We start from the raw sequence: 23831 nt of genomic DNA, 5'->3' as shown, positions 1-23831 counted from the left end.
TCGATCAGGTGGTGGCCGATTTCTTCTCCGGACCCTGACGGCTGTTTTCCACCAGGTAGTCGATCAAGGCCCTGACCTTGGGCGGCAGGAAGCGGTTCGGCGGATACAGCAGCCAGACGCCGCCCCGGTAGGCCCGGGCCTCCAGCTCCCAGCCGGCGAGCACCTGCACCAGCGCCCCGTTGCGCAGCGCATCGACGGCCGCGAAGTCGGGCAGCGTGGCGATGCCCAGACCCTGCAGTGCGGCCTCCAGGCGCGCGCCCGCGTGATTGGCGATGTAGCGGCCGCGCACCGCGACGGTCTGGGTCCGGGCGCCGTCGTGGAAGCGCCAGCGGTTGTCGTCGACGGTCTCGCCGAGGTACAGGCAGTCGTGCTGCGCCAGGTCGGCCGGGCTCTCGGGCACGCCGCGCTGCTGCAGGTAGGCGGGCGACGCCGCCAGCACCCAGCGCGCCGCGCCGATCCGCCGCCCCGCCAGGCCCGGCGGCGGCGCGTCGGTCAGCCGGATCACGAGGTCGAGGTCCTGCGCGAGCGGGTCGACCTCGTCGTCGGTGAAAAGCAGCTGCAGGTCGACCTCCGGAAAGGCCCGCAGGAAGCCCGGCACCAGCGGATGGATCTCGGCCATGGCGAAGTCCGTCGGCGCGCTGAGCCTGACCTTGCCCTGCGGCTTGCCGATCGAGCGGCCCGCCGCGTCCACCGCACCCGACGCCGCGGCGACCGCGTCGCGGCAGTGGCGCAGCAGTTGCGCGCCCGACTCGGTCACGCGGACCTTGCGTGTCGAGCGCTCGAGCAGCCGGGTGCCCAGGGCCTCCTCGAGGCGCTTGATCTGGCGGCTGACCGTCGACGGCGTGCTGCCGAGCTGGCGCGCGGCGAGCGAGAAATTGCCGGTATCGACCACCCGCGCGAACACGGCCATGTCCGGCAGCAGCGCGAAGAGGTCGATGGGGCTCATGAATTTATTAGTGCATCTACGACATGAATGCTTTGCAAGTCGACCGCATTATCGATGTGAACGCAAAGCCCGAAGATCGCTGCCATGTCCAGCCCCGCCCGTCTGCTCCTGCTGTCCGACCTGATGCTGCTCGCCGTCGCGGCGGTCTGGGGCAGCAGCTACGGCGTGGTCAAGAGCGCCCTGGCGTTCTATCCGGTGCTGGGGCTGCTGACGCTGCGCTTCGGCCTCACCTTCGTGCTGCTCGCGCCGGCCTTGCGCTCGCTGGGCGGCGCCGGCGCGCGCACGCTGGGCGGCGTGTTCGGCACCGGCGTGCTGCTGCTGGGCATCTTCGTGTGCGAGACCTACGGCGTGCTGCTGACCAGCGCCGCGAACGCGGCCTTCCTCATCAGCCTCTGCGTGATGCTCACGCCCTGGGTCGAGTGGCTCTGGCTGGGGCGCCGGCCCACCAGGGTCGAGGGCGCCGCCGTGCTGCTCTCGCTGGCCGGCGCCTGGCTGCTGGCCGGCGGCGGCAGGCTGGCCTTCAATGCCGGCGACGGCCTGATCCTGCTCGCCGCGCTGCTGCGTGCGGTCAACGTCTGCGCGACCCGGCGCCTCATGCAGCGCCCGGGCCTGTCGCCGCTGGCCCTGACCGCCGCGCAGTCGGGCGTGGTCGCCGCGGGCTGCGCGGCACTGGCCTGGGCGGCCGCGCCGCCGGCCTGGCCGCCGCTGCCATCGCCGGCAGGCCATGCCGCGTTCTGGGCCTGCGTGCTCTACCTGGTGCTGGCCTGCACCCTGTTCGCCTTCTTCGCCCAGAACCACGCGGTCCGACGCAGCAGCCCGACGCGTGTCTCGCTGCTGATGGGCAGCGAGCCGGCCTTCGGCGCCCTGTTCGCCTGCCTGTGGCTGGGCGAGCGGATCTCCGCGGCGGCCTGGGCCGGCGGCGCACTGATCGTCGCCGCCTCGCTGCTGGCGACGGTCGTCCGCCGTTCTCCCCGGGCGGCCCGCCGCAGGTCAGGCGCCATCGAATCCATCTATATGTAACGCAGGCTGCATCGATTGGATAACTAAGACTCCGCTCCTATTCTTCGTCCGCCAGCCAACAAGCCAGCCACGGAGACACGAAGAGATGGAGCGATCATTCGCCGAAGAAGTCAAACGCCTTTCGCTGGGCGCCGACGAGGTATTCCACGGCGAGGGCATCCTCGCCGTCACCAAGGCGCTGCTGCAGTCGGGCGTCAGCTACATCGGCGGCTACCAGGGCGCCCCGGTCTCGCACCTGATCGACGTGCTGGGCGATGCCCGTGGCCTGCTCGACGAGCTGGGCATCTACTTCGAGAACAGCGCCTCCGAGGCCGGCGCGGCCGCGATGCTCGGCGCCTCGATCAACTACCCGGTGCGCGGTGCCGTGACCTGGAAGTCCACCGTCGGCACCAACGTCGCCTCCGATGCGCTGTCGAACCTGGCCTCGGCCGGTGTCAAGGGCGGCGCGCTGGTGATCCTCGGCGAAGACTACGGCGAAGGCTCCAGCATCATCCAGGAGCGCACCCACGCCTTCGCGATGAAGTCGCAGATGTGGCTGATGGACCCACGGCCCAACCTGACATCGATCGTCGACGCGGTGGAGCGCAGCTTCGAGCTGTCGGAGGCCAGCCAGACGCCCGTGATGCTGCAGTTGCGCATCCGCGCCTGCCACGTGCACGGCAGCTTCGTGTGCAAGGACAACCGCGCGCCTGCGGTGTCGACCCGCGACCTCATCGAGCGGCCCGTGTTCGACTTCGGCACCATCAACCTGCCGCCCTCGATCTACGCCCAGGAGCGCATGAAGATCGAATCGCGCTGGCCGGCGGCGCTCGAATTCATCCGCCGCGAGGGCCTCAACGAGCGCTTCGACGGCGACTGCAGCGACATCGGCCTGGTGCTGCCGGGCGGCCTCTACAACGGCACCTTGCGGGCGCTGCAGCAGCTGGGCCTTGCCGACGCCTTCGGCAACAGCCGCATCCCGCTGCAGGTGCTCAACGTGGTGTACCCGCTGGTGCCCGACGAGCTGGTGGACTTCTGCGCCGGCAAGCGCGCGGTGCTGCTGATCGAGGAAGGCCAGCCCAACTACATCGAGGACGCGCTGCACGCGATCCTGCGGCGCGCCGGCAGCGACACCACGCTGCACGGCAAGGACATCTTCCCGATGGCCGGCGAATACACCGGTGAAGTGCTGGTGCGCGCGCTGGCCGAGTTCGTGCGGCGCGCGGCGCCCGCGGCGCTCGCGGCCGAGGGCGTGGCCCAGGTCGGCAAGGCCGCGGCGCCACTGGCCGCGCTCAAGCCGCAGGCGATCGAAGCCCTCGGCATGCCGGTCCCCAACCGGCCGCCGGGCTTCTGCATCGGCTGCCCCGAACGGCCGGTTTTCGCCGCCATCAAGCTGATCCAGAAGGACCTGGGCGCGATCCACGTCAGCGCCGACATCGGCTGCCACACCTTCGGCACCCTGCCGCCCTTCAACGTCGGCAGCACGGTGCTGGGATACGGCCTCGGGCTCGCGAGCTCGTCGGGCGTCGGGCCGCTGATGGGCAACCGGGTCGTCAGCATCATGGGCGACGGCGGCTTCTGGCACAACGGCTTCACCAGCGGCATCGTGAACGCGGTCTACAACGCGCAGGATTCGGTGCTGGTGATCCTCCAGAACGGCTACACCTCGGCCACCGGCACGCAGGCGATCCCGTCGTCGCCGACCCAGCCCGCGGCCAAGCCGCTGACGCTGGACATCGAGGCCGCGCTCAAGGGCGTCGGCGTGGGCTGGATGCGCAAGGTGCCGAGCTACAACGTCGGCCGCATGCGCGAGACGCTCAACGAGGCGATGACGACTGCCGAAGGCGGGCTCAAGGTCATCATCGCCGACGGCGAATGCCAGCTCGAGCGCCAGCGCCGCATCAAGCCGGTCAATGCCGCGAAACTCAAGCGCGGCGAGCGCGTGGTGCGCACCCGCTTCGGCATCGACGACGATGTCTGCACCGGCGACCACTCGTGCATCCGCTTGTCGGGCTGCCCGTCGCTGACAGTCAAGCCGAACCCGAGCCCGCTGCGCACCGACCCGGTGGCGACGGTCAACCAGGGCTGCGTCGGCTGCGGCCTGTGCGGCGAGAACGCCCATGCCGCGATCCTCTGCCCCTCGTTCTACAAGGCCGAGATCGTGCAGAACGCCGGCACCTGGGAGCGGCTGCTGCACCGGCTGCGCAACGGCGTGATCGGGATGATGGCCGGCAAGGCACGCAACGACTTCGAGGCGGTGGCGGCATGAGCGATTCGACTTCCGCCGGCGCCGGCCAGGGCCCGCGCATCGTCACCGTGCTGGTGGCCGCGATGGGCGGCGAAGGGGGCGGCGTGCTGGCCGACTGGCTGATCTCGGCCGCGGCCGCGCAGGACTTCCCGGTGCAGAGCACCTCGGTGCCGGGCGTGGCGCAGCGCACTGGCGCGACCAACTACTACATCGAGATCTATCCGGTGGCGCGTGCGGAGCTGGCCGGCGCGCAGCCGGTGTTCTCGCTGACGCCGAACCCGGGCGACGTCGACATCGTCGCGGCCTCCGAACTGGTGGAAGCGGGGCGCGTGCTGCAAGGCGGCTTCGTGCATCCGCGCCGTACCACGCTGGTGGCCTCGCTGCACCGCGAGTACGCGGTGTCCGAGAAGACCGCGATGGGCGACGGCCGCTACGAAGGCCAGCGGGTCGTCGAAGCGGCGCAGCAACTCGCCCGGCACGCCTTCCTGTTCGACATGCGCTCGCTGGCCTGGAAGCACGGCACCGTGATCAACACCGTGATGTTCGGCGCCATGGCCGCAAGCGGCGCGCTGCCCTTCTCGCGCGAAGCCTGCGAGCAGGCGATCCGCGCATCGGGCAAGGCGGTCGAGGCCAGCCTGAAGGGCTTCGCGGCCGGCTTCGAGCATGTGGCGGGCCAGGGCGCGCCGGCAGCACATCCGCGGGACGCCGAAGCCAAGGCGTCGGCCGACGCCCGCGTGCGGGCGCTGCCCGAGCCGCTGCGCGCGATCGTCGGCAGCGGACTGCGGCAGGTGGCCGACTACCAGGACGCGCGCTACGCCGAGCTGTTCCTGTCGCGGGTCATTGCATTGCACGACATCGAGCGCGCAACCGAGGGCGACTTCCCGGTGACGCGCGAGACCGCGCGCTACCTCGCACTCTGGATGAGCTATGAGGACGTGATTCGCGTGGCCGACCTCAAGACCCGCAGCGACCGCCTGCAGCGCGTGCGCCAGGAAGTCGGCGCCAAGGCCGGCGAGCCGCTGCGGCTGACCGAATACCTCAAGCCGGGCCTCGACGAGATCTGCTCGGTGCTGCCGACGCCGGCCGCGCACTGGCTGCGCCGCCGCCTGGGCCACAAGGCGCACAAGCTCAATGTCGGCCTGCACATGCGGACCGACACCGTGCTGGGCTTCGCCATGCTGTGCGGCCTGCGCGCACTGCGGCCGCTGCGCCGGCGCACCTCGCGCTTCACGGCCGAGCAGGCCATGATCGAGCGCTGGCTCGATGCGGTCCGCCGCGCGCTCGCGATCAGCCCGCGCCTGGGCTACGAGCTCGCGCTGTGCGGCAATCTCGTGAAGGGCTACGGCGAGACCAGCGAACGCGGTCACCGCAACCTGGCGGCCCTGCTCGACGACATCCAGCCGGCGCTCGCACGCGCACCGCAAGACCCTTCGCTCGACGACGCGGCGGCGCGTGTGCGCTCGGCCCGCGCGGCAGCCCTGGACGACCCCGAAGGCCGCACGCTGGCACGCGCGCTGGGGCTCGCGCCACCGGAGCCGAAGTCCCATCCGATCCGCATCGTCCGACGCAAGCCCGCCGGCTGAACGCCCCAGTTTTCACTCAAGCAAGAACCACAGGAGACAAGATGAAACTCGAAGCCCAAAGCACTTCCCGCTTCCGTATCGGCCGCCGCGCCGCCACCGCCTGGCTGGCCGGCGCCGCGCTGCTGCCCTTGGCAAGCGGCGCGCTGGCCGCCGACCCGATCAAGATCGGCGCGGTGGTCTCGGCCACCGGCCCGGCCTCGTTCCTGGGCGACCCGCAGCAGAAGACGCTCGAGATGTACGTGAAGAAGATCAACGACGGCGGCGGCGTGCTCGGCCGCAAGATCGAACTGGTGCTCTACGACGACGCCAGCGACGCCAACAAGGCCAACGCCTTCACGCGCCGCCTGATCATGCAGGACGAAGTCGACGTGATCCTCGGCGCATCGACCACCGGCTCCACGATGGCGATGGCGCCGCAGGCCGAGACGGCCAAGGTGCCGCTGGTCTCGCTGGCCGCCGCCTCGGTGATCGTCGAGCCGGTCAAGCCCTACGTGTTCAAGATGCCGCACTCCGACCGCATGGCGGCGCAGAAGGTGCTCGCCGAGATGAAGGCGCGCGGCTTCACGCAGTTCGCGCTGCTGTCGGACACCGGCGGCTTCGGCAAGTCGGGCCGCACCGAGACCCTCAAGCTGGCCGAGGCCATGGGCATGAAGGCGGTCGAGGACCAGACCTACGGCGAGAAGGACACCGACATCACGCCGCAGCTGACCAAGATCAAGTCCTCGCCGGCACAGGCGATCCTGGTCTTCGGCACCGGCCAGGCGCCGGCGATCGTGGCGCGCAACTACCAGCAGCTGGCGATGAAGCAGCCGCTCTACACCACCCACGGGCAGGCCTCGACCGAGTTCATCCGGATCGCCGGCAAGTCCTCGGAGGGCATCCGCATGCCTTCGCCCGCACTGCTGATCGCGTCCGCGCTGCCGGCTGCCGATCCGCAGAAGAAGGTCAGCGTCGACTACGCCAAGGAGTTCGAGACCCTGGCCAAGATGGACGTGTCGACCTTCGGCGGCTATGCGCACGACGCGCTGTTCATGGTGGTCGACGCGGTCAAGCGCGCCGGCGGCACCGACAAGCAGAAGCTGCGCGACGCCATCGAGGCGACCAGCGGCTTCGTCGGCGTGAGCGGCATCTACAAGATGTCGCCGACCGACCACATGGGCCTGGACGTGTCGGCCTTCCGGATGGTGGAAGTCCAGGGAGGCGCCTTCAAGGAAGTGCGTTGAGCCGGCGGCCGCCCCGGCCCCGGAGGAACGCATGAACCTGAACACCCACGACCACCGGCGCCACGCCGCCCGGCGCCTGCCGCGCTTCGTCTACGACTATGTCGATGGCGGCGCGGAAGACGAACGCTGCCTGCGCCGCAACGGCGACGACCTGGCCACGCTGCACCTGCTGCCCCAGGTGCTGCGCGACACGCGCAACGCCGACACTTCGATCATGGTCTTCGGCCAGCGCTGGTCCATGCCGGCGGGCATCGCGCCGATCGGCTTCTCAGGCCTGGTGCGGCCGCACGGCGACCTGCTGCTGGCGCGTGCGGCGGCGGCCGAAGGCGTGCCCTTCGTGCTGTCGACTGCCTCCAACGACCGGCTCGAAGCGGTGCGCGCGGCCGGGCTCGAACGCAACCCGCAGGCCCAGCAGTGGCTGCAGCTCTACGTGATGTCCGATCGCGCGATCGCCGAGCAGCTGGTGCGGCGCGCCCGCAGCGCCGGCTTCGGCGCGCTGGTGCTGACGGTCGACGTGGCGGTCAGCGGGATGCGCGAGCGCGACGTGCGCAACGGCTTCAAGCTGCCGTTCCGGTTCACGCCCTCGACCCTGCTCGACCTGGCGCGCCATCCGGCCTGGTCGCTGTCGATGGCGCGGCAGGGCCGTTCGCCCTCCTTCGTGAACCTGAGCGAAACGGAAGGCGGCGGCCAATCGGCGCAGCTGCAGGCCGCGCTGCTGTCGCGCGCGATGGACCGCACACTGGCCTGGGAACAGCTGGACTGGCTGCGCCGTCTGTGGGACGGTCCGCTGCTGCTCAAGGGCGTGTTGCATCCGACCGATGCCGAGCGCGCGGCGCGCAGCGGCATCGACGGCATCGTGGTGTCGAACCACGGCGGCCGGCAGCTCGACGCGGCGCCCTCCACCATCTCGGTGCTGCCGCGCATCGTCGATGCCGTGGCAGGCCGCATGCCGGTGTTGGTCGACAGTGGCTTCCGCCGCGGCAGCGACGTCGTCAAGGCGCTGGCCTGCGGCGCCACCGCGGCCTTCGTCGGACGGGCCGCGGTCTGGGGCATGGCCAGCGGCGCCGAGGCCGGCTGCCGCAGCGTGCTCGCGACCCTGCGCGACGAGGTCGCGCGCACCCAGATCCTGATCGGCGCCGACAGCGCCGCCGACGTCTGCGCCGACCACCTGGCGGCGCGTTCCATCCTTCCAGGAGGCAGCCTTGTCTGACTTCATGCAGTTCGTCTTCTCGGGGCTGACCACCGGCGCGATCTACGCGCTGGCGGCCCTGGGCTTTTCGCTGATCTACAACGCCAGCGGCGTCATCAATTTCGCCCAGGGCGACTTCCTGATGCTGGGCGGCATGGTCACGGCCGCGCTGCTGGCCCACCAGATGCCCTACGGCCTGGCGATGGTCGGCGGCGTGGCCGCCACGGTCATCGTCGGCCTGCTGCTGTACCGGCTGGCGATCCAGCCGGCCGGCGAGGCCAGCGTTGTGTCGCTGATCATCATCACGATCGGCGCCTCGATCTTCATACAGGGCGTGGTGCAGATCGTGCTCGGCAAGAACCAGCAGACCCTCCCGCCCTTCAGCGGCGACCGCGCGCTGCAGATCATGGGCGCCTACGTGCTGCCGCAGAGCCTGTGGGTGCTCGGCACGGCCGCCGTGCTGGTGGCGCTGTGCTTCGGCTTCTTCCGCTTCACGATGATCGGCAAGGCGATGCTGGCCGTGGCCGCCAACGCGCTGGCGGCGCGCGCGGTCGGCATTCCGACGGCGCGGGTGCTGCAGCTGTCCTTCGGCCTGTCGGCGCTGCTCGGCGCGGTGGCCGGCGTGGTGGCGGCACCGGTCACCACCACGGTCTACGACCTCGGCCTGATGCTTGGCATGAAGGGCTTCGTCGCGGCCACGCTGGGCGGCCTCGGCAGCGGGCTCGGCGCGGTGGTCGGCGGCCTGATCGTCGGCCTGCTCGAGGCGCTGGTGGCCGGCTACATCTCGTCGGCCTACAAGGACGCCGTGCCCTTCGTGATGATCGTCGTGATCCTGCTGGTCATGCCGCACGGGCTGTTCGGCGCCAAGACCTCGGACCGCGTATGAAGGCCCTGTTCCGCCCTTCCCTGCTGGCGCTGGCCCTGGTGCTGGCGCTGCTCCCTTTCGCCTTGCCGAACAACTACGTGGTCGACATCGCCGTGCGCATCGCGCTGGCCGCGATCGCGGCCATCGGGCTCAACCTGCTGATGGGCTTCGCCGGCCAGATCAGCATCGGCCATGCGGCCTTCGTCGCCATCGGCGCCTATGTCAGCGGCATCGTCACCGCGCGCTTCGGCTGGCCGCCGCTGGCCGCCATCGTTGGCGCCGCGGTCGGCGCCGCCGTGGTGGCCTGGCTGATCGCCAAGCCCATCCTGCGCCTCAAGGGCCACTCGCTGACCATGGCCACGCTGGGCCTGGGCGTGATCGTCAACATCGTGCTGATCAACGAGGTCGACTGGACCGGCGGGCCCGACGGCATGCCGGTGCCGCCGCTGGAGGTGGCCGGCTTCGCCTTCGCCAAGGTGCGGCACTGGTATGCGCTGGCGGCGGTGCTGCTGTGGCTGGCGGTGCTGCTGTCGCTCAACCTGTACCAATCGCCAGCCGGCCGCGCGCTGCGCGGGCTCAACGGCTCCGAGGTCGCGGCCCGCGTGATGGGTGTGGACGTGGCGCGCTTCAAGGTCCGGGCCTTCGTCGCCTCGGCCGTGTTCGCGGCGGCCTCGGGCAGCCTGACGGCGCACTACCTCGGCTTCATCAGCCCCTCGATCGCGGCCTTCACGCATTCGGTGGAACTGGCGACGATGGTGGTGCTCGGCGGCATGGCCTCGACCTTCGGCGCGGTGCTGGGCGCGGCGCTGATGACTGCGCTACCCCAATTGCTGGGCGGGCTGCACGGCTACGAGATGGTGTTCTTCGGACTGGTGCTGATGTTGACGATGATCTTCCTGCCGAAGGGGCTGGTGCCGTCGATCGCACTCAAGTTGAGAAGGAAGGGCTGAGATGAAGCTTCTTCGATGCGAGGTGGGGCGGGCTCACGCCGACGGCGTACTCTGCTCCGCGAATGTCCCCCGGCCTTCGGCCTCCTCCTTTATTTCGCTGCGCAGAGCACGCCATCGGCGTGCGCCATCACGGCCATCGTTCATCGGCTGGATCCACCTCCTGCTACCCGTGCCGAGGGCGCCGGGTGGCCCCCGCAGCGAAGTAAAGGAGGAGCCGAAGGCGGGGGACATGAGCGGAGGGGGCCACCCGGTGCCCTCGGCACGCGCCCCGAACATGACCCCGACCCCGCCCCCGCACCCCAACAAGACCTGACATGCTAGAAGTCAAGAACCTCTCGAAGTCCTTCGGCGGCGTGCATGCGATGCAGGGCGTGAGCTTCACGGTGCGCGGCGGCTCGGTGCACTCCGTGATCGGCCCCAACGGCGCCGGCAAGACCACGCTGTTCAACCTGATCAGCGGCGTCTACGAACCCACGCGCGGCGAGATCCTGCTCGACGGCGAAAGCGTCGGCGGCCGTTCGCCCGACGCCTTGGCGCGCCGCGGCATGAGCCGGACCTTCCAGAACCTGCAGGTCTGCATGAACATGACGGCCTGCGAGAACGTCATGCTCGGCGCCCACCTGCACAGCCGCAGTTCGCTGCTGGGCGGCATGCTGGGCGCCACCCGCCGCGCCGATGCGGCGCTGCGCGAGGAGGCGCTGCGGCTGATCGACTACGTCGGCGTCGGCCACCATGCGCATGCCCACGCGACCCAGCTCTCTTTCGGACTGCTCAAGCGGCTCGAGATCGCGCGGGCGCTCGCCAGCAAGCCGCGCATCCTGCTGCTGGACGAGCCCGCGGCCGGTCTCAACGACACCGAGACCCACGAGATCACCGAACTCATCCGCAGCATCGCGGCCTCGGGCATCACGGTGCTGCTGGTGGAACACGACATGAAGCTGGTGATGAACATCTCCGACCACATTCTGGTGCTCGACTACGGCCGCAAGCTGGCCGAGGGCAGCGCCGCCGAGGTGCGGGCCAATCCGCAGGTGATCGCGGCCTACCTGGGCACCGAGGCAGTGGCCGAGGAGGCTTTGGCATGAGCAGCAGCGAAGAAGTCAACGTGCTGGAGGTGCGCGGCCTGGTCGCCGGCTACGGGCGCATCGAGGCCCTGCACGGCATCGACCTGGCCGTCGGCAGGGGCCAGCTGGTGGCGCTGGTCGGCGCCAACGGCGCCGGCAAGACCACGCTGCTGCGCGCGGTCTCGGGCCTCATCAAGGCCAGCGGCAGCGTCTGCCTGTTCGGCCGCGAGATCGTGCGCGACAGCGCGGACGCGCGCGTGCGGGCCGGGCTGTCGCAGGTGCTCGAGGGCCGGCAGGTATTCGGCCCGATGTCGGTGCAGGACAACCTGCTGCTGGGCAGCTACACCCGCCCCGAGCGCCGCGACGAAAGGCTAGCCGCCATGTACGCGCTGTTCCCGGTGCTGAAGGAAAAGCGCCTGCTGGCCGCCGGCACGCTCTCCGGCGGCCAGCAGCAGATGCTGGCGATCGCCCGCGCCCTGATGAGCGAACCCAAGGTGCTGCTGCTCGACGAGCCATCGATGGGCCTGGCGCCGCTGCTGGTGCGCGAGATCTTCGCGGTCATCGCGCGGCTCAAGGCCGAGGGCATCCCGATCCTGCTGGTGGAACAGAATGCGCATGCGGCGCTGTCGGTGGCCGATGTCGGCTACGTGCTGGAGACCGGACGCATCGCGCTCGGCGGGCCGGCCGGCGAACTGCTGCGGGACGAGCGGATCAAGGCCGCGTATCTGGGACTGTGAGGAGACATATGAAGACCTTGCGGGACAGACCAAGAAACTGCGCAGCAGTTTTTGCTCTGTCCTCGACTTCCTGAGACCTTGCGGGACAGACCAACAAACTGCGCAGCAGTTTTTGCTCTGTCCTCAACTGACTAAAGGCATGCCATGAACCACCCGACAGACCCCTCGATCCTGATCGCCGCCGTCCAAGCCCGCGCCGTCAACGTCCCCCTCGAATTCCCGGTTCGCACCAGCGTCGGCGTGGTCGCCACCGCGCCGCTGGTGCTGATCGACCTCCACGCCAGCGACGGCAGCATCGGTCGCGCCTACCTCTTCACCTACACGCCGCTGGCGCTCGAAGCCACCCGGCAGATGGTGACGGCGCTCGGCGAGGTCTTGAAGGGCCAGCCGCTGGCGCCCTTCGACCTCGACCGGCTGCTGGCCCAGCGCCTGCGGCTGCTCGGCCGCACCGGCCTCGCGGGAATGGCCTGCGCCGGCCTCGACATGGCCGCCTGGGACGCGCTGGCCGTGGCGCGCGGCCTGCCGCTGGTCGAACTGCTGGGTGGCCGACGCCGGCCGATTGCGGCCTACGACAGCCACAGCCTGGACGGTGTCGAACTGGGCGTGCAGCGCGCCGAGCGCGCCGTGGCGCAGGGCTTCGGCGCCATCAAGACCAAGGTTGGCTACGCCACGCTGGCCGAAGACCTGCGCGTGGTGCGCGCCCTGCGCCAGGCCATCGGCGACGACACCCAGCTGCTGGTCGACTACAACCAGGGCCTGGCCGGGCCCGAGGCGGTGCGCCGCATCCACGCGCTCGAAGGCGAAGGCATCGGCTGGGTCGAAGAACCGACCTTGCAGGAAGACTACGCGGGCCACGCGCGCATCCGGGCGCAGGTGCGGCTGCCAATCCAGATGGGCGAGAACTGGTGCGGGCCCGACGAGATGGCCAAGGCGCTCGAGGCCGGCGCCTGCGACCTGGTGATGCCCGACGCGATGAAGATCGGCGGCGTGACCGGCTGGCTGCGCGCAGCGACGCTGGCACAAGCCCGCGGCCTGCCGATGTCCAGCCACATCTTCCAGGAGGTCAGCGTGCACCTGCTGGCGGTCACGCCGACCTGCCACCTGCTCGAACGCATGGACCTGGCGGGCCCGGTGCTGGCCGAGCCGCTGGCCTTCGAGAACGGCGGCGCCATCGCGCCGCCGCAGCCGGGCACCGGCATCGCCTGGAACGAGAAGGCGGTGCGCCGCTTCGAAGTCAGAGCTTGCTGAGGGTCTGGACGGTCTCGTCGATCAGCCAGCGGTTCGCGGCGCCGTACTCGTGCCGCACATGCCAGTACGCCTGGACCTGGAAGTCCGGCAGTTCGACCGGCAGGTCGAGCGCCTTCAGGCCGCCCTGCGAGACATAGAGCTCGGCCACGCGCGAGGGCAGCAGCACCAGCAGGTCGCTCTGCGACAGCAGCGGCGGCAGCACCGTGAACTGCGGCACCCGGGCGACGATGTTGCGGTTGACGCCGCGCTGGGCCAGCGCCTCGTCGACCAGGAAGTGGCCGGTGCGCGGCGACGACACCATCACGTGCCGCGCCGCGGCGAACTCCTTCAGGCTCATCGTGCTGCCAATGGTGGGATGGGCGGACGACATCAGGCACACGTAGTGCTCGCGAAAGAGCAGCGCGCTGCGGATCTGCGGCGACAGCGCGGGAATGTGGCCGATGGCGAGGTCGATCCGTCCGGCTGCGAGGTCTTCGCCGACGGCTTCGGCGATCTGCACGATGTCGATCTCGATGCGCGGCGCCGACTCCTGGAAGCGGCGCAACAGCGGCGGCACGAAGTACAGCACGCCGATGTCGGACATCGCGAGCCGGAAGCGCCGGGTCGACAGCGCCGGGTCGAACAGGCGCTGCTGCTCCAGCGTGCTCTCGACCGTGGCCAGCGCGTCGCGGAAGCGCTCGAACAACTGCTCGGCCAGGCCGGTCGGCACCAGCCCCGCTGCGCCGCGCGAGAACAACCGGTCGGCATAGACCTCGCGCATCTTGGCCAGGCCGTAGCTGATGGTCGGCTGCGTGACGTCGAGCCGCTCGGCCGCCTGCGTGACGCTGCGGGTCTCGTAGATGGCGACGAAGACGCGGATGAGGTTGAGGTCCAGGTGGGTCATGTCTTCTGTGTTCTTTTGCCTGGAACGGCGCGCAGCATCAGACCATCAGGTGGGCCTCCAGCGCCGCGCGACCGAACTCCGATGCCGCCCCTTTCAGCAGGCATTCGCCGTGGTCGATCGCCATCAGGTCGTCGGCCACCGCGAGCAGGAACTCCAGATTCTGCTCGACGATCACGAACCCGGCGCCTTCGGCCTTGCGGGCCCGCAACAGCGCCGCCATGCGCTCGATGTTCTCGGGCTGGACGCCTTCGGTCGGCTCGTCGAGGAGGCTGAGCGCGGCGCGCAGGCCCATGGTGCGCGTGAAGGACAGCAGCTTGCGCTCGCCGCCGCTCAGCGAGCCGGCGCGCTGCGCCATGCGCTCGCCCAGGCGCGGGAAGGCCTGCAGGCAGGCCGCGTAGCGCTGCGGGTCGCGGTCGTCGAGGTGCAGCCACAGGTTCTCCTTCACGCTGAGGTCGCCGAACACCACGTCCTCCTGCGGCGCGTAGGCCATGCCGCGCGCCAGCCGCTGGTGCGGCGCCACCTGCGAAAGGTCATGCCCGCCGAGCGTCATCGTGCCTTCGCGCAGCGGCAGGAAGCCGGCCAGCGCGCGCATCAGCGTGGTCTTGCCGACGCCATTGCGGCCGAGCACGCCGAGCACCCGGCCGGGGCCCGCGCTGCCGCTCAGGCCGCGCAGCACCATGGTGTCGCCGTAGCCGCACACCAAGGCATCAAACTTCAACGAGCCGTTCATTTGCGCGCCCCCGCATACACCGCCCGCACCGCCGGATCGCCCTGGATCTCGGCCAGCGTCCCCTGGGCCAGCAGCCGGCCCTGGTGCAGCACGTAGACGTCGCCGCCGATCGCGGCCACGGCGCTGATGTCGTGCTCGATCACCAGCGCGGCCGCGCCCAGCCGGTCGATGACGGTCTTGATGGCATCGATCATGTGGTGGGTCTCGGCGGGGGACAGGCCGGCGCAGGGCTCGTCGAGCAGCACCAGGCGGGGTTGCGGCAGCACGGTCATCACGAACTCCAGCGCCTGGCGGTGGCCCTGCGAGAGGCTGCCCGCACGGGTGGCGAGCTGCTCGCGCAGCGCCGGGAACAGGTCGAGCAGTTCGTCCCGCAGCGGACTGCGCCATCCCAGCGGCGCCCGCGCCAGCGACATCGCCGGGCCGAGCCGCCCGGCCCACAGCGCCACGTCCAGGTTCTGGCTCACGCTGAGCTCGGAAAATACCGACGGAATCTGCAGCTTGCGCCCGACGCCGCGCCGCGCCACCCGCCAGGCGGTCGCGCCCGAGATGTCCGCACGGTCGAGCAGGATGCGCCCCGAACGCAGCGGCAGCCGGCCGGTCATGACGTTGAAGGCCGAGGTCTTGCCGGCGCCGTTCGGGCCGATCACGCAGCGCAGCCCGGGGCCGTCGAGCGCCAGCGCCAGGCCATCGAGGATCCGCACGCCGCCCTGCGCGGCATGGACCTGCTCCAAGGCCAGGCCGATGCGCCCGTCCGGTGCGTGCCGCGCAGGCGCGTCGGTGGCCGGCACGCCAGGCGCCGCGGCGGGCCCGCGCCGCCACAAGGGCCGGCCCAGCCCCGCCAGACCTTCGGGCAGGAAGCGCACCACCACGATGAAGATCGCACCCACCGCGACCTCCCAATAGGCGAAATGGTCACGCAGCTCCGACGAGGCATAGCCGATGAACACGGCGCCGAGCAGCGCCCCGAGCGGGCTGGCCTTGCCGCCGACCGCCGCCCAGATCACGAATTCGGTCGACAGCACGAAGCCCATGGTGAGCGGCGTCACGATGCCCTGGTGCAGCGCGAACAGCGCACCCGCGGCGGCGGCCAGCAGCGCCGAGAAGCCGAAGGCGAAGGCCTTGATGCGGTCGGTCGCATAGCCGAAGAGCTGCAGCCGGTCTTCGTTCTGCGCCACCGCGCTCCACAGCATGCCCAACGGCCGCCGCAGCACCAGGCCCAGCAAGGCGGTGCTGCCGACCGCGCAGGCGGCGACCACCCAGTAGAAGCTGCTGTAGCGCTCGGTGCCCGGCAGCTCGGGGATGTCGGCCATGCCGTTGAAGCCGCCGGTGACCGCGCTCCATTGCTGCGCCGCCAGGAAGCCCAGCATCGTCATCGCCAGCGTGATGAGCGAGAAGAAGGGGCCGCTGCGATGGCTGCGCGCGAACACCAGCCGCGCCGTGACATAGGCGACGGCCGCGGGCAGCAGCAGCGCCAGCGGCAGCGCCAAATACCAGAGCGGCTGCTGCTGCGCCGCCTTCAGCGTGCCGCCCGCCAGGTAGGCGCCGAGGCCGAAGAACAGCGCATGCCCGAGCGGCAGGAAGCCCAGCCGGCCCCAGCACAGCGCCACGCCCTGGGTCGCGATGCCGTAGATCAGGAACAGCGCGATCTGGTAGGCGACGAAGTCGTTGCTGGCGAAGGGCAGCACCACCAGGGCGGCGCCCAGCCACAGCGCTTCGCTGCCCGGCAGGCGCCAGCGTCGGGCCGGCCGGCGCAGGGCCGCGCAGGGAGGGTGTTCAACGGCGTCCAAGGAGTCCATTCGGCTTCAGCCAGAGAAAGAGGATCGAAAGGATCAGCACCACCGCGTAGCCGCTGGTCTGGCCGGCGAGGCTGCTGACGACCGCCTGGCTGCCGCCGATCACGCCGACACCGCCGGCGAAGCCGCCCAGCGTGCCGAGGCCGCCCACCACCAGCACGAAGAAGGCGTCGAGCAGGTAGTCGACGCCGATGCCGGGCTCGATGCGCACCAGCGGCGCCAGCAGCACGCCCGCTGCGCCCGCCAGCACCACGCCGATGACGAAGGTCTGCGAGGCCAGGCGGCGGGTGTCGATGCCCAGCGCCTGGGCCAGCATCGGGTTGCCGGTCATCGCCCGCACGCGCAGGCCCATGACGCTGCGCCGGTACCAGAAGGCCAGGCCGATCATCAGCAGGACCGCGAAGGCGATCAGCGCCAGCCGGTACCCGGGGTACTGCACGCCGGCCAGCGTGACCGGCGTCGCCAGGCTGCTCTCGACGTTGCGGTAGCCGCGGCCGTAGATCGCCTCGACCAGCTTGCGCAGCACCATCGCCAGGCCCCAGGTCGCCAGCAGGGTGTCGAAGGGCCGGGCATAGAGCGGGCGGATCAGCCAGCGCTCGACCACCCAGCCCAGCAAGCCGCAGACAACGATCGCCAGCGGCATCGCGGTGGCGATCGGCCAGCCCCAGGCCTGCACCGTGACCACCGCGTAGGCGCCCAGCATCACGAACTCGCCATGCGCCATGTTCATCACGCCGAGCAGACCGAACACCACCGCCAGGCCCAGCGTCGTGAGCGCCAAGGTCGAGAGTTCGTAGGCCAGGTTCAGCGCATGCAGCAGCCAGCTGGTGTCCATCTCGGCGCTACACCTTGCAGGTCTGGCCCGACGCGATGCGGGGGAAGGTCTTGACGACCCGGAAGCCCTTGTCGTCGACGTCGGCCAGGTAGATGTCCTGCTCGACGTGCCGCGCATGCATCGTGACCGCGCCGCGCGGGCCGTTGTAGCTCGCGCCCTCGCTGGCCGGGTCCATCTTCGCGACCTCGAGCGACTTGGCCTTGGCGCTGATTGCGTCCAGCATCAGGAAGCCCTCGTACACCGATTCGGCCAGGCCGTTGAGGGCCGGCGCCTGGGCACCGAACTTCTTGAAGTAGGCCTCCGAGAAAGCCTTGGCCGCCGGGGTCTGGATGTTGGCGAAATAGCCCGCGCTCGAATAGAGGTTGCGCGCGTTCGCCGCGCCGATGCCGGCCAGCGTGTTCTCCTCGATCAGCGTGCCGAGGCGGATCGCCTTGTCCGCCAGTCCGAAGCTCGCGAAGGCCTTGTTGAAGCCGACCGAGGCCCCGCCCACCAGCGACACCAGCACCGCGTCGGCGCCGCTGTCGCGGATCCGGGCCAGGCTCGAATCGAAATTGTCGACCGTGAACGGCAGGTATTCGTCGCCCACCACCTGGGCGCCGGTCTGGGTGATGTAGCCCTTGGCCGCGGCATTGGTGTTGCGGCCCCAGATGTAGTCGTTGCCGATCATGTACCACTTCTTCGGCTTGCGTTCCGAGGCCAGCCACGGGATCACGGGCGCCAGCTGCTGGGCCGGCGTCTCGCCGTTGACGTAGGTGCCCTTGGCGCATTCGCCGCCCTCGTAGACCGGTGTGTAGAAGTACGGCACCTGGCCCTTGAAGAGCCCCACCAGCGCGCCGCGCACCGCGCTGTCGTGCATGCCGATCACCACCTGCGCGCCCGAGCCCTTCCAGAGCTTCAGCGCCGCCTGCGAGGCCTCGGCGGGCGGCAGCCCGGCGTCGCCGACCAGCAGGTTGATGTTGCGGCCCAGCACCCCGCCTTTCGCATTCAGGGTCTGCACCGCGAGCTCGGCGCAGGCCTTGGCCGAAGGGCCGAACAGGCCCGCGGGTCCGCTCAGCGGCAGCATCACGGCCACGTTCAGTGCCGACTGCGCGCGCACGCCCGCGCTGCCCAGGGCCGCGGCAGCCGCGGCGCCATGAAGAAAGGTACGACGATCCATGAGAACTCCTCTGTTGTGATCGGGGGTGGTGCCTGCCGCGTCTTCAGCGCAGCCAGGGGGCGGAGGGCTCGGTGGGCAGGATGGCCTCGATCGCCGCGGCGACCGCCAGCAGCCGGCGGTCGCTGCCGGCCGGGCCGTCGAGCGCCAGCCCGACCGGCAGGCCCGCCGCCAGCCCCGCCGGCAGCGTGACGCCCGGGATGCCGGCGTTGCTGCCCGGGTCGGTGTTGCGGATGAAGGTCGGAAAGGTCGGGCAGCGCTGGCCGTTGAACAGCACCGTCTCGTCGTCGCCCACCGGCGCCGCGGTCAGGGGCGTGGTCGGCAGCAGCAGGGCGTGCACGCCAGAGGCGGCGAAGGCATCGGCATAGAGCGCCTGCAGTTTCACGCGCGCCAGCAGGGCTTCGCGGTAGGCGGCCTCGGGCACCGCGCCGCCGGCCAGCAGGGGCCGCGCAATGGCGGCGACGTCCGGGCTGCCGATACCGTCGACGAGCTGCTGGAGGTCGATGCCGCGGCCGGCGTCGCGCAAATAGCGGCCCATGTCGCGCACGAATTCGAACAGCGCGATCGGGAATCCGGCCGCCCCGTTGAGTTCAGTCAGCCCCGGCAGCGCCACCTCGACCAACTGCACGCCGGCGGCGCGCAGGCGTTCGACGGCGGCGTCCGCCACGGCCTGCACGCCGGGCTCGAGCGTCTCCCAGAACGGCGCGCGCGGCAGGCCCAGCCGCAGCCCCGCGAGCGCCACCGGGTCCAGCGGCGCGCCGCCATCGGCCAGCACGCCGTCGAGCAGCGCGCAATCGGCGACGCTGCGGGCGATCGGGCCGGCGGTGTCGCGGGTGGCGGAGATCGGCGCGATCCCCTGCCCCGGCACCCGCCCCACCGTCGGCCGCAGGCCGACCACGCCGCACAGGGCGGCCGGCACCCGCACCGATCCGCCGGTGTCGGTGCCGATCGCGGCCGGCACCAGGCCGGCGGCCACCACCACGCCCGAGCCGCCGCTGCTGCCGCCCGGAATCCGCGACGGGTCCCAGGGATTGCGCGCCGCGCCCGTCACGCTGTTGTTGGTCGTGATGCCGAAGGCCAGCTCGTGCATGCTGGTCTTGCCGGCCACCAGCGCACCGGCAGCGCGCAGGCGGCGCACCACTTCGGCGTCGCGGGCCGGATGCAGGCCGTGCAGGGCGCCGGTGCCGGCGCCGCTGGGCAGCCCGACGGCGTCGATGTTGTCCTTGAGCGCCACCGGCACGCCGAGCAGCGGAAGGTCTTCGCCCGCCGCGATGCGGGCATCGGCGGCCCGGGCCTGGGCCCGCAGCGCCTCGGCGTCGAAGGCGACGTAGCCGTTGAGCGCGGCATGGGCTTCGGTGCGGGCGATCAGGGCGTCGGCGACCGCCACGCTGGTGACGGCGCCCGCCTGGAGTTGGCGCCGCAGTTCGGCGACACCGAGTTGTGTGAGCTTCATGGCCTGTTCCTTGGTCGAGTCAGCGAATGCTAGGAAGCGCAGGCGGCACGCACACCTATCACGATTGATAGGGGCCCTACGGGTCGGCACCGATATACCGGCCGGCGCACGGCGGGCTAGCATCGCCGTCCGCCCCCTTTGCACGGTCTTTGCTTTACCCACGCCATGTATCTCGCCACGGCACAGACCCGCGCGCTCGGTGACGTCATGCGTCTGCTGGCCGAGGCCACCGACCCCGATGCCCTGCGCGGCGACCTCGCGCTGCCCATGCTCGACCTGCTGCGGGCCGACACCTACGTCTCCTTCACCTGGGACCGGATCGCCCAGCGCTTCGACCGCGTGAAGGCGCTCAACATGTCGCTCGAGAACCTGCGCAGCTGGGACGAGTACTACCGCTTCGTCGATCCGCTCACCTTCCCGATGATGGAGCGCCGCCATCCGACGCTCGCGACCCAGATCCTGTGCCAGAGCGACCTGGCGCGGACCGAGTTCTTCAACGACTTCCTGGCCCGCGACCACATGCACTGGGGCGTCAACGTCTATGTCTTCGCCCATGGCGAATGCACCGGCGACATGCGGATCTGGCGGCGGCGCGAGCGCGGCAACTTCGACAACAACGAGATCGAGGCGCTGCGCCTGGTCGAGCCCGCCTTCGCGGCGGCGCTGGCGCGCTTCCAGTGGGAGGCCGACCCGCTGCTGTCGCCGCAGGCCCGCGAGAGCGTCACCGAGCTACTGCAGCGACGCTCGGCCCTGAGCCAGCGCGAAGCCGAAGCCGCTGCGCTGGTGCTCTCGGGCTGCCCCGACAAGCTGATCGCCAAGCGCATGGCGGTCGGGCTGCCGACTGTGCGCTTCCATCTGGCCAACGCCTTCCGCAAGCTGCGGGTCGAGAACCGGACCCAGCTGGCGGCCCGGGCCCAGGCGCTGGTCAACGACCCGTTGGCGGCATCGAACTGAGGCCGCCGAGCACGGCGCCTGCGCGCCCCGGGATGGCCTTTCATGTCGCACCGGGATGGGAACTCAAGGATCGTCTGTCGACCAATCTCTCTTGCAGGCCGCCAACAATGCGGCCCAGTCGTCCGGAGGATTGCCCCGAACCAACATCTTCTGGAACACCGCGTAGGGATCTGAGTGGCCGCCTGCCGACCGCAAGGTCTGCTCGTCGTTGACCCAGGCGTACACGATCGCCTTGGCTCTGGAGTCATAGCGGAAGAACAGACGAAACCGACGTCCGATCTTCGCGCGCCGCCAATGCCTATAGGCCGGCCCCAAGGTGTTGCCCTGGCGGAACTCGTCGCGCGAAGGATCGCTCGGCACGATGTCCATGATCAACTGACTCAATGCCCGGAACAGCTTGACGTTGGCGTTGCTCTCGAACCCTTGCAGGTCGTTGCGCTCGGCCCGTTGCGCAGCTGCGTGCAGCTTGCGCAACTGCGCGATCACTCCCTCGTGAAACAGGAGCGCCCAACCGTTGCGTTGCATCAGAGCGCCACGTCGCCGTCGATGTCCTCATCGACGTTCACCGCATGCCGCGCATTCGCCAGCATGGCACGTGCCAAGTCCTCCGGCAGGGATCTGACATGCAGCCCGGCCCGAATGTCGGACTCCAAGAGTTCCAGGAAGGCACCAATGGCCGGGTCATCGTGGACGCCGCCTTCGGCTCGGCTCACGACGACCTCGCCGCCACGAAGGTCGAATGCCACTTTGCCGCCGGTGTCCACGCCAAGCGCCTGCCGGATGGCTTTGGGCAGCGTGATCTGACCCTTGGAGGTCAGCGTTGCGACTTCATGGATTTCGGGCATGAGGGCACTCCAGATAGGAATGAGGAATGCTCGATGGTAAGGAAATTTCCTTACCGCGTCAATATCAATCTGCTTGTGCGGGCGCCCCACGGGGTCAGCGCCTCGCCCCCCGCCCGTCCCAGGCGAACGAAACGCCGACCAGCAAAGCGACCCAGACCACGCCCGAGAACAGCGCGCCGCCCCAGTGCGTGCCGCTGCTGCAGTCGAGCTCGAAGTAGCGCCCCAGGGCGCTGTTGCCGTCGGGAATCAGCATCGCCAGCTTGGCGGGCAGGAAGAAGACGAACTGGAGCCAAGCCATCAAGGTCGACAGCATGGAGCCGCCGGACGCCATCTCCGTCGCCGCCTCCAGCCGCTTGCACTGGTCAATGAATATCGCCACCTGGAGCCTCCGCGCCGACCATGGCGCCATCGGATTCTGACCCGGATGCGCCTGTCGCCAATGTGATAGCGGTCGCGGGTAACTCCGCAGCGCCGTGCCGGCGCGCGCCCCTACGCTGCGACCGCCGGTGATGTCGCTCGGTCCAGGTCGAAGGCGCGCCGGCGTTTCGTGTCCCCCGTGTTTGCCAACAAATCAACCAAGAAATCCCGGAGACAAATCCCCATGCAACCCAGTCGTGTCCAGTTCCTGGCCTTGGCCACCACCTTGAGCCTCGCCGCTTGCGGCGGTGGCGGCAATTCCGTCCCGTTCATCGCCGCGGCGCCCGCGCCGGCGGCGGCGCCTGCCGCTGCACCCGCCCCGGCGCCCGCGCCCGTGGCGGAAGAAAAGCGCGAGCAGGACAACCGCAACAGCTTCGTGCCCGCGGACCCGAGCGCGACCACCTTCGCGGCGATGGCGGCCGACCCGGCCACCCCGGCGTACGACCCTGCCACGACCAGCCGCTGGGCCGGCGTGCTGGGCGGTGCCGCGTACCGGGTCGAAGTGCCCGCCAACTGGAACGGCAAGCTCGTCATGTACGCCCACGGCTACGCCGGCACCGGCAACGCGCTGGGCGTCAGCAATCCGTCGATCCGCCGCTACCTGATCCAGAACGGCTACGCCTGGGCCGCATCCAGCTACAGCAAGAACTACTACGACGTACGGGTCGGTGTCGAGGACACCAACGCGCTGGCGCTGGAGTTCAACAAGATCGCCGCCGCCGCCGGCCGCACGCTGGCAGCGCCCAGCAAGATCTTCATCACCGGCCACTCGATGGGCGGCCACATCACGGCCGCGGCGATCGAGGACGAGGCCTACGCCACCGCCAACCACAAGGTCCGGTACAACGGCGCGGTGCCGATGTGCGGCGTGGTCGGCGACACCGAGCTGTTCGACTACTTCGCCGCCGCGCAGGTCACGGCGCAGGCACTGGCCGGGGTGCCGAAGTATCCGTTCATCAACTGGTCGGACATTTCGGCGCAGGTGACGGGCGCGCTGTTCACCAGCATGGCCACGCCGGTCACCCTGACGCCGACCGGCGTCAAATACGCCTCGGTGATCCAGAACCTCACCGGCGGCCCGCGGCCGATCTTCAACCTCGGCCTTGCCTACGGCGGCTCGTTCTCGGCCGTGTGGGGCGTGTTCGGCGGCGACGGCACGATCACCGGCATCCTCAACAAGAGCGTGATCGATACCAACCGCTTCACCTACACCGTCGACGGCGATGCGGCGACGTCGAACCAGATCAACGCCTCGGTGCTCAAGCTCACGGCCGTGGCCGATGCCAACCGGCTGCGCACCGACGGCCTGCGCTGGATCCCCAAGGCCAACGGCGAGTTCAAGATCCCGGTCGTGACGCTGCACACGCTGGGCGATCTCTACGTGCCCTTCAGCATGGAGCAGATCTACCAGAAGCGCGTGGCCGCCAAGGGCAACGGCAACTGGCTGGTGCAGCGCGCCATCCGCGGCGCCACCCACTGCGACTTCACGGTGGCCGAGCAGGTCGCCGCCTTCGACGCCATGATCAAGTGGGAAGGCGGCGGACCCAAGCCCGCAGGCGACGATGTGGTCACGCCGGCGACCGTGGCCGCGACGACCTATGGCTGTGCCTTCACGAACAACACGATCGGCATCGACGACACGACGGCGAGCACCGCCGCCCTGCGCAACCTCATCGTCAACAGCCCCGGCGGCGCCTGCCCTCCCTGATCGACCGA

Annotated in this window: 22 protein-coding genes; 12 read left to right on the top strand and 10 right to left on the bottom strand. The window is 70.1% G+C overall.

All coding sequences use genetic code 11. The annotated features are described in order from the left end of the window. Positions 1-4: 4 nt before the first annotated feature. Positions 5-946 carry a LysR family transcriptional regulator gene (locus tag QTI68_RS30985; RefSeq protein ID WP_286527056.1) on the bottom strand — a complete coding sequence of 314 codons (942 nt, stop codon included), beginning with the start codon at positions 944-946 and terminating at the stop codon, positions 5-7. An 84-nt stretch (positions 947-1030) separates the two neighbouring features. Here QTI68_RS30985 and QTI68_RS30980 point away from each other — a divergent pair, with 84 nt between their 5' ends. The 10 genes from QTI68_RS30980 (at position 1031) to QTI68_RS30935 (ending at position 13052) form a co-directional block, all read left to right on the top strand. Beyond that, positions 1031-1966: a DMT family transporter gene (locus tag QTI68_RS30980; RefSeq protein ID WP_286527054.1), complete on the top strand. Its 936-nt coding sequence runs from the start codon at positions 1031-1033 to the stop codon at positions 1964-1966. An 85-nt stretch (positions 1967-2051) separates the two neighbouring features. Further along, on the top strand, positions 2052-4214 hold the full coding sequence (locus QTI68_RS30975; protein ID WP_286527053.1) for a thiamine pyrophosphate-dependent enzyme: 2163 nt from the start codon (positions 2052-2054) through the stop codon (positions 4212-4214). Then, positions 4211-5776 carry an indolepyruvate oxidoreductase subunit beta family protein gene (locus tag QTI68_RS30970; RefSeq protein ID WP_286527052.1) on the top strand — a complete coding sequence of 522 codons (1566 nt, stop codon included), beginning with the start codon at positions 4211-4213 and terminating at the stop codon, positions 5774-5776. Before QTI68_RS30975 ends, QTI68_RS30970 begins: the two co-directional genes overlap by 4 nt. A 41-nt stretch (positions 5777-5817) precedes the next feature. After that, on the top strand, positions 5818-6999 hold the full coding sequence (locus tag QTI68_RS30965) for an ABC transporter substrate-binding protein (RefSeq protein WP_286527051.1): 1182 nt from the start codon (positions 5818-5820) through the stop codon (positions 6997-6999). Between the two features lie 31 nt (positions 7000-7030). Beyond that, positions 7031-8209, top strand: coding sequence for an alpha-hydroxy acid oxidase (locus tag QTI68_RS30960; protein WP_286527050.1), 1179 nt, complete (start codon positions 7031-7033; stop codon positions 8207-8209). Then, positions 8202-9074, top strand: a complete 873-nt coding sequence (locus QTI68_RS30955) for a branched-chain amino acid ABC transporter permease (protein ID WP_286527048.1) — start codon at positions 8202-8204, stop codon at positions 9072-9074. Before QTI68_RS30960 ends, QTI68_RS30955 begins: the two co-directional genes overlap by 8 nt. After that, the gene (locus tag QTI68_RS30950; RefSeq protein WP_286527046.1) at positions 9071-10003 is read left to right on the top strand and encodes a branched-chain amino acid ABC transporter permease; all 933 of its coding nucleotides are present in this window, start codon (positions 9071-9073) and stop codon (positions 10001-10003) included. Before QTI68_RS30955 ends, QTI68_RS30950 begins: the two co-directional genes overlap by 4 nt. A 314-nt stretch (positions 10004-10317) precedes the next feature. Then, positions 10318-11088, top strand: coding sequence for an ABC transporter ATP-binding protein (locus QTI68_RS30945; protein WP_286527044.1), 771 nt, complete (start codon positions 10318-10320; stop codon positions 11086-11088). Next, positions 11085-11804, top strand: a complete 720-nt coding sequence (locus QTI68_RS30940; protein ID WP_286527042.1) for an ABC transporter ATP-binding protein — start codon at positions 11085-11087, stop codon at positions 11802-11804. Before QTI68_RS30945 ends, QTI68_RS30940 begins: the two co-directional genes overlap by 4 nt. 144 nt (positions 11805-11948) lie before the next feature. After that, positions 11949-13052 carry an enolase C-terminal domain-like protein gene (locus tag QTI68_RS30935; RefSeq protein ID WP_286527041.1) on the top strand — a complete coding sequence of 368 codons (1104 nt, stop codon included), beginning with the start codon at positions 11949-11951 and terminating at the stop codon, positions 13050-13052. Here QTI68_RS30935 and QTI68_RS30930 read toward each other — a convergent pair. Genes QTI68_RS30930 through iaaH form a run of 6 tightly spaced genes read right to left on the bottom strand, consistent with a single transcriptional unit; the run spans position 13039 to position 19899 of the window. Next, positions 13039-13935: a LysR family transcriptional regulator gene (locus QTI68_RS30930; RefSeq protein WP_286527040.1), complete on the bottom strand. Its 897-nt coding sequence runs from the start codon at positions 13933-13935 to the stop codon at positions 13039-13041. The genes QTI68_RS30935 and QTI68_RS30930 overlap by 14 nt on opposite strands. Before the next feature lie 37 nt (positions 13936-13972). Next, the gene (locus QTI68_RS30925) at positions 13973-14653 is read right to left on the bottom strand and encodes an ABC transporter ATP-binding protein (RefSeq protein WP_286527039.1); all 681 of its coding nucleotides are present in this window, start codon (positions 14651-14653) and stop codon (positions 13973-13975) included. Positions 14654-14661: 8 nt separating this feature from the next. Continuing rightward, complete coding sequence (locus QTI68_RS30920; RefSeq protein ID WP_286527038.1) at positions 14662-16461, bottom strand: branched-chain amino acid ABC transporter ATP-binding protein/permease; 1800 nt, start codon at positions 16459-16461, stop codon at positions 14662-14664. Beyond that, positions 16439-17293 carry a branched-chain amino acid ABC transporter permease gene (locus QTI68_RS30915; protein ID WP_286527037.1) on the bottom strand — a complete coding sequence of 285 codons (855 nt, stop codon included), beginning with the start codon at positions 17291-17293 and terminating at the stop codon, positions 16439-16441. Before QTI68_RS30915 ends, QTI68_RS30920 begins: the two co-directional genes overlap by 23 nt. Positions 17294-17300: 7 nt before the next feature. Beyond that, positions 17301-18449, bottom strand: a complete 1149-nt coding sequence (locus QTI68_RS30910; protein WP_286527035.1) for a substrate-binding domain-containing protein — start codon at positions 18447-18449, stop codon at positions 17301-17303. A 43-nt stretch (positions 18450-18492) separates the two neighbouring features. After that, entirely contained in the window at positions 18493-19899 is a 1407-nt protein-coding gene (iaaH, locus tag QTI68_RS30905) for an indoleacetamide hydrolase (RefSeq protein ID WP_286527034.1), read from the bottom strand. Between the two features lie 165 nt (positions 19900-20064). On the opposite strand from iaaH, the gene QTI68_RS30900 reads away from it, so the two are divergent. Beyond that, positions 20065-20853: a helix-turn-helix transcriptional regulator gene (locus tag QTI68_RS30900; RefSeq protein WP_286527033.1), complete on the top strand. Its 789-nt coding sequence runs from the start codon at positions 20065-20067 to the stop codon at positions 20851-20853. Between the two features lie 63 nt (positions 20854-20916). On the opposite strand, the gene QTI68_RS30895 is transcribed toward QTI68_RS30900, so the two are convergent. The 3 genes from QTI68_RS30895 to QTI68_RS30885 all read right to left on the bottom strand — a co-directional run bounded on the left by QTI68_RS30895 (position 20917) and on the right by QTI68_RS30885 (position 22077). Then, positions 20917-21378: a type II toxin-antitoxin system YhaV family toxin gene (locus QTI68_RS30895; protein WP_286527032.1), complete on the bottom strand. Its 462-nt coding sequence runs from the start codon at positions 21376-21378 to the stop codon at positions 20917-20919. Further along, positions 21378-21698 carry a type II toxin-antitoxin system PrlF family antitoxin gene (locus QTI68_RS30890; protein WP_286527031.1) on the bottom strand — a complete coding sequence of 107 codons (321 nt, stop codon included), beginning with the start codon at positions 21696-21698 and terminating at the stop codon, positions 21378-21380. Before QTI68_RS30890 ends, QTI68_RS30895 begins: the two co-directional genes overlap by 1 nt. Positions 21699-21792: 94 nt before the next feature. After that, positions 21793-22077 carry a hypothetical protein gene (locus QTI68_RS30885; protein WP_286527030.1) on the bottom strand — a complete coding sequence of 95 codons (285 nt, stop codon included), beginning with the start codon at positions 22075-22077 and terminating at the stop codon, positions 21793-21795. Positions 22078-22299: 222 nt separating this feature from the next. On the opposite strand from QTI68_RS30885, the gene QTI68_RS30880 reads away from it, so the two are divergent. After that, positions 22300-23823 carry an alpha/beta hydrolase family protein gene (locus QTI68_RS30880; protein ID WP_286527029.1) on the top strand — a complete coding sequence of 508 codons (1524 nt, stop codon included), beginning with the start codon at positions 22300-22302 and terminating at the stop codon, positions 23821-23823. Positions 23824-23831 lie beyond the last annotated feature (8 nt).

This window comes from Variovorax sp. J31P207, from assembly GCF_030316965.1.
Lineage (GTDB): Bacteria > Pseudomonadota > Gammaproteobacteria > Burkholderiales > Burkholderiaceae_C > Variovorax > Variovorax ginsengisoli_B.
The sequence above is the reverse complement of the archived record's forward strand: the minus strand, read 5'-3'. Positions and strand labels throughout refer to the sequence as shown.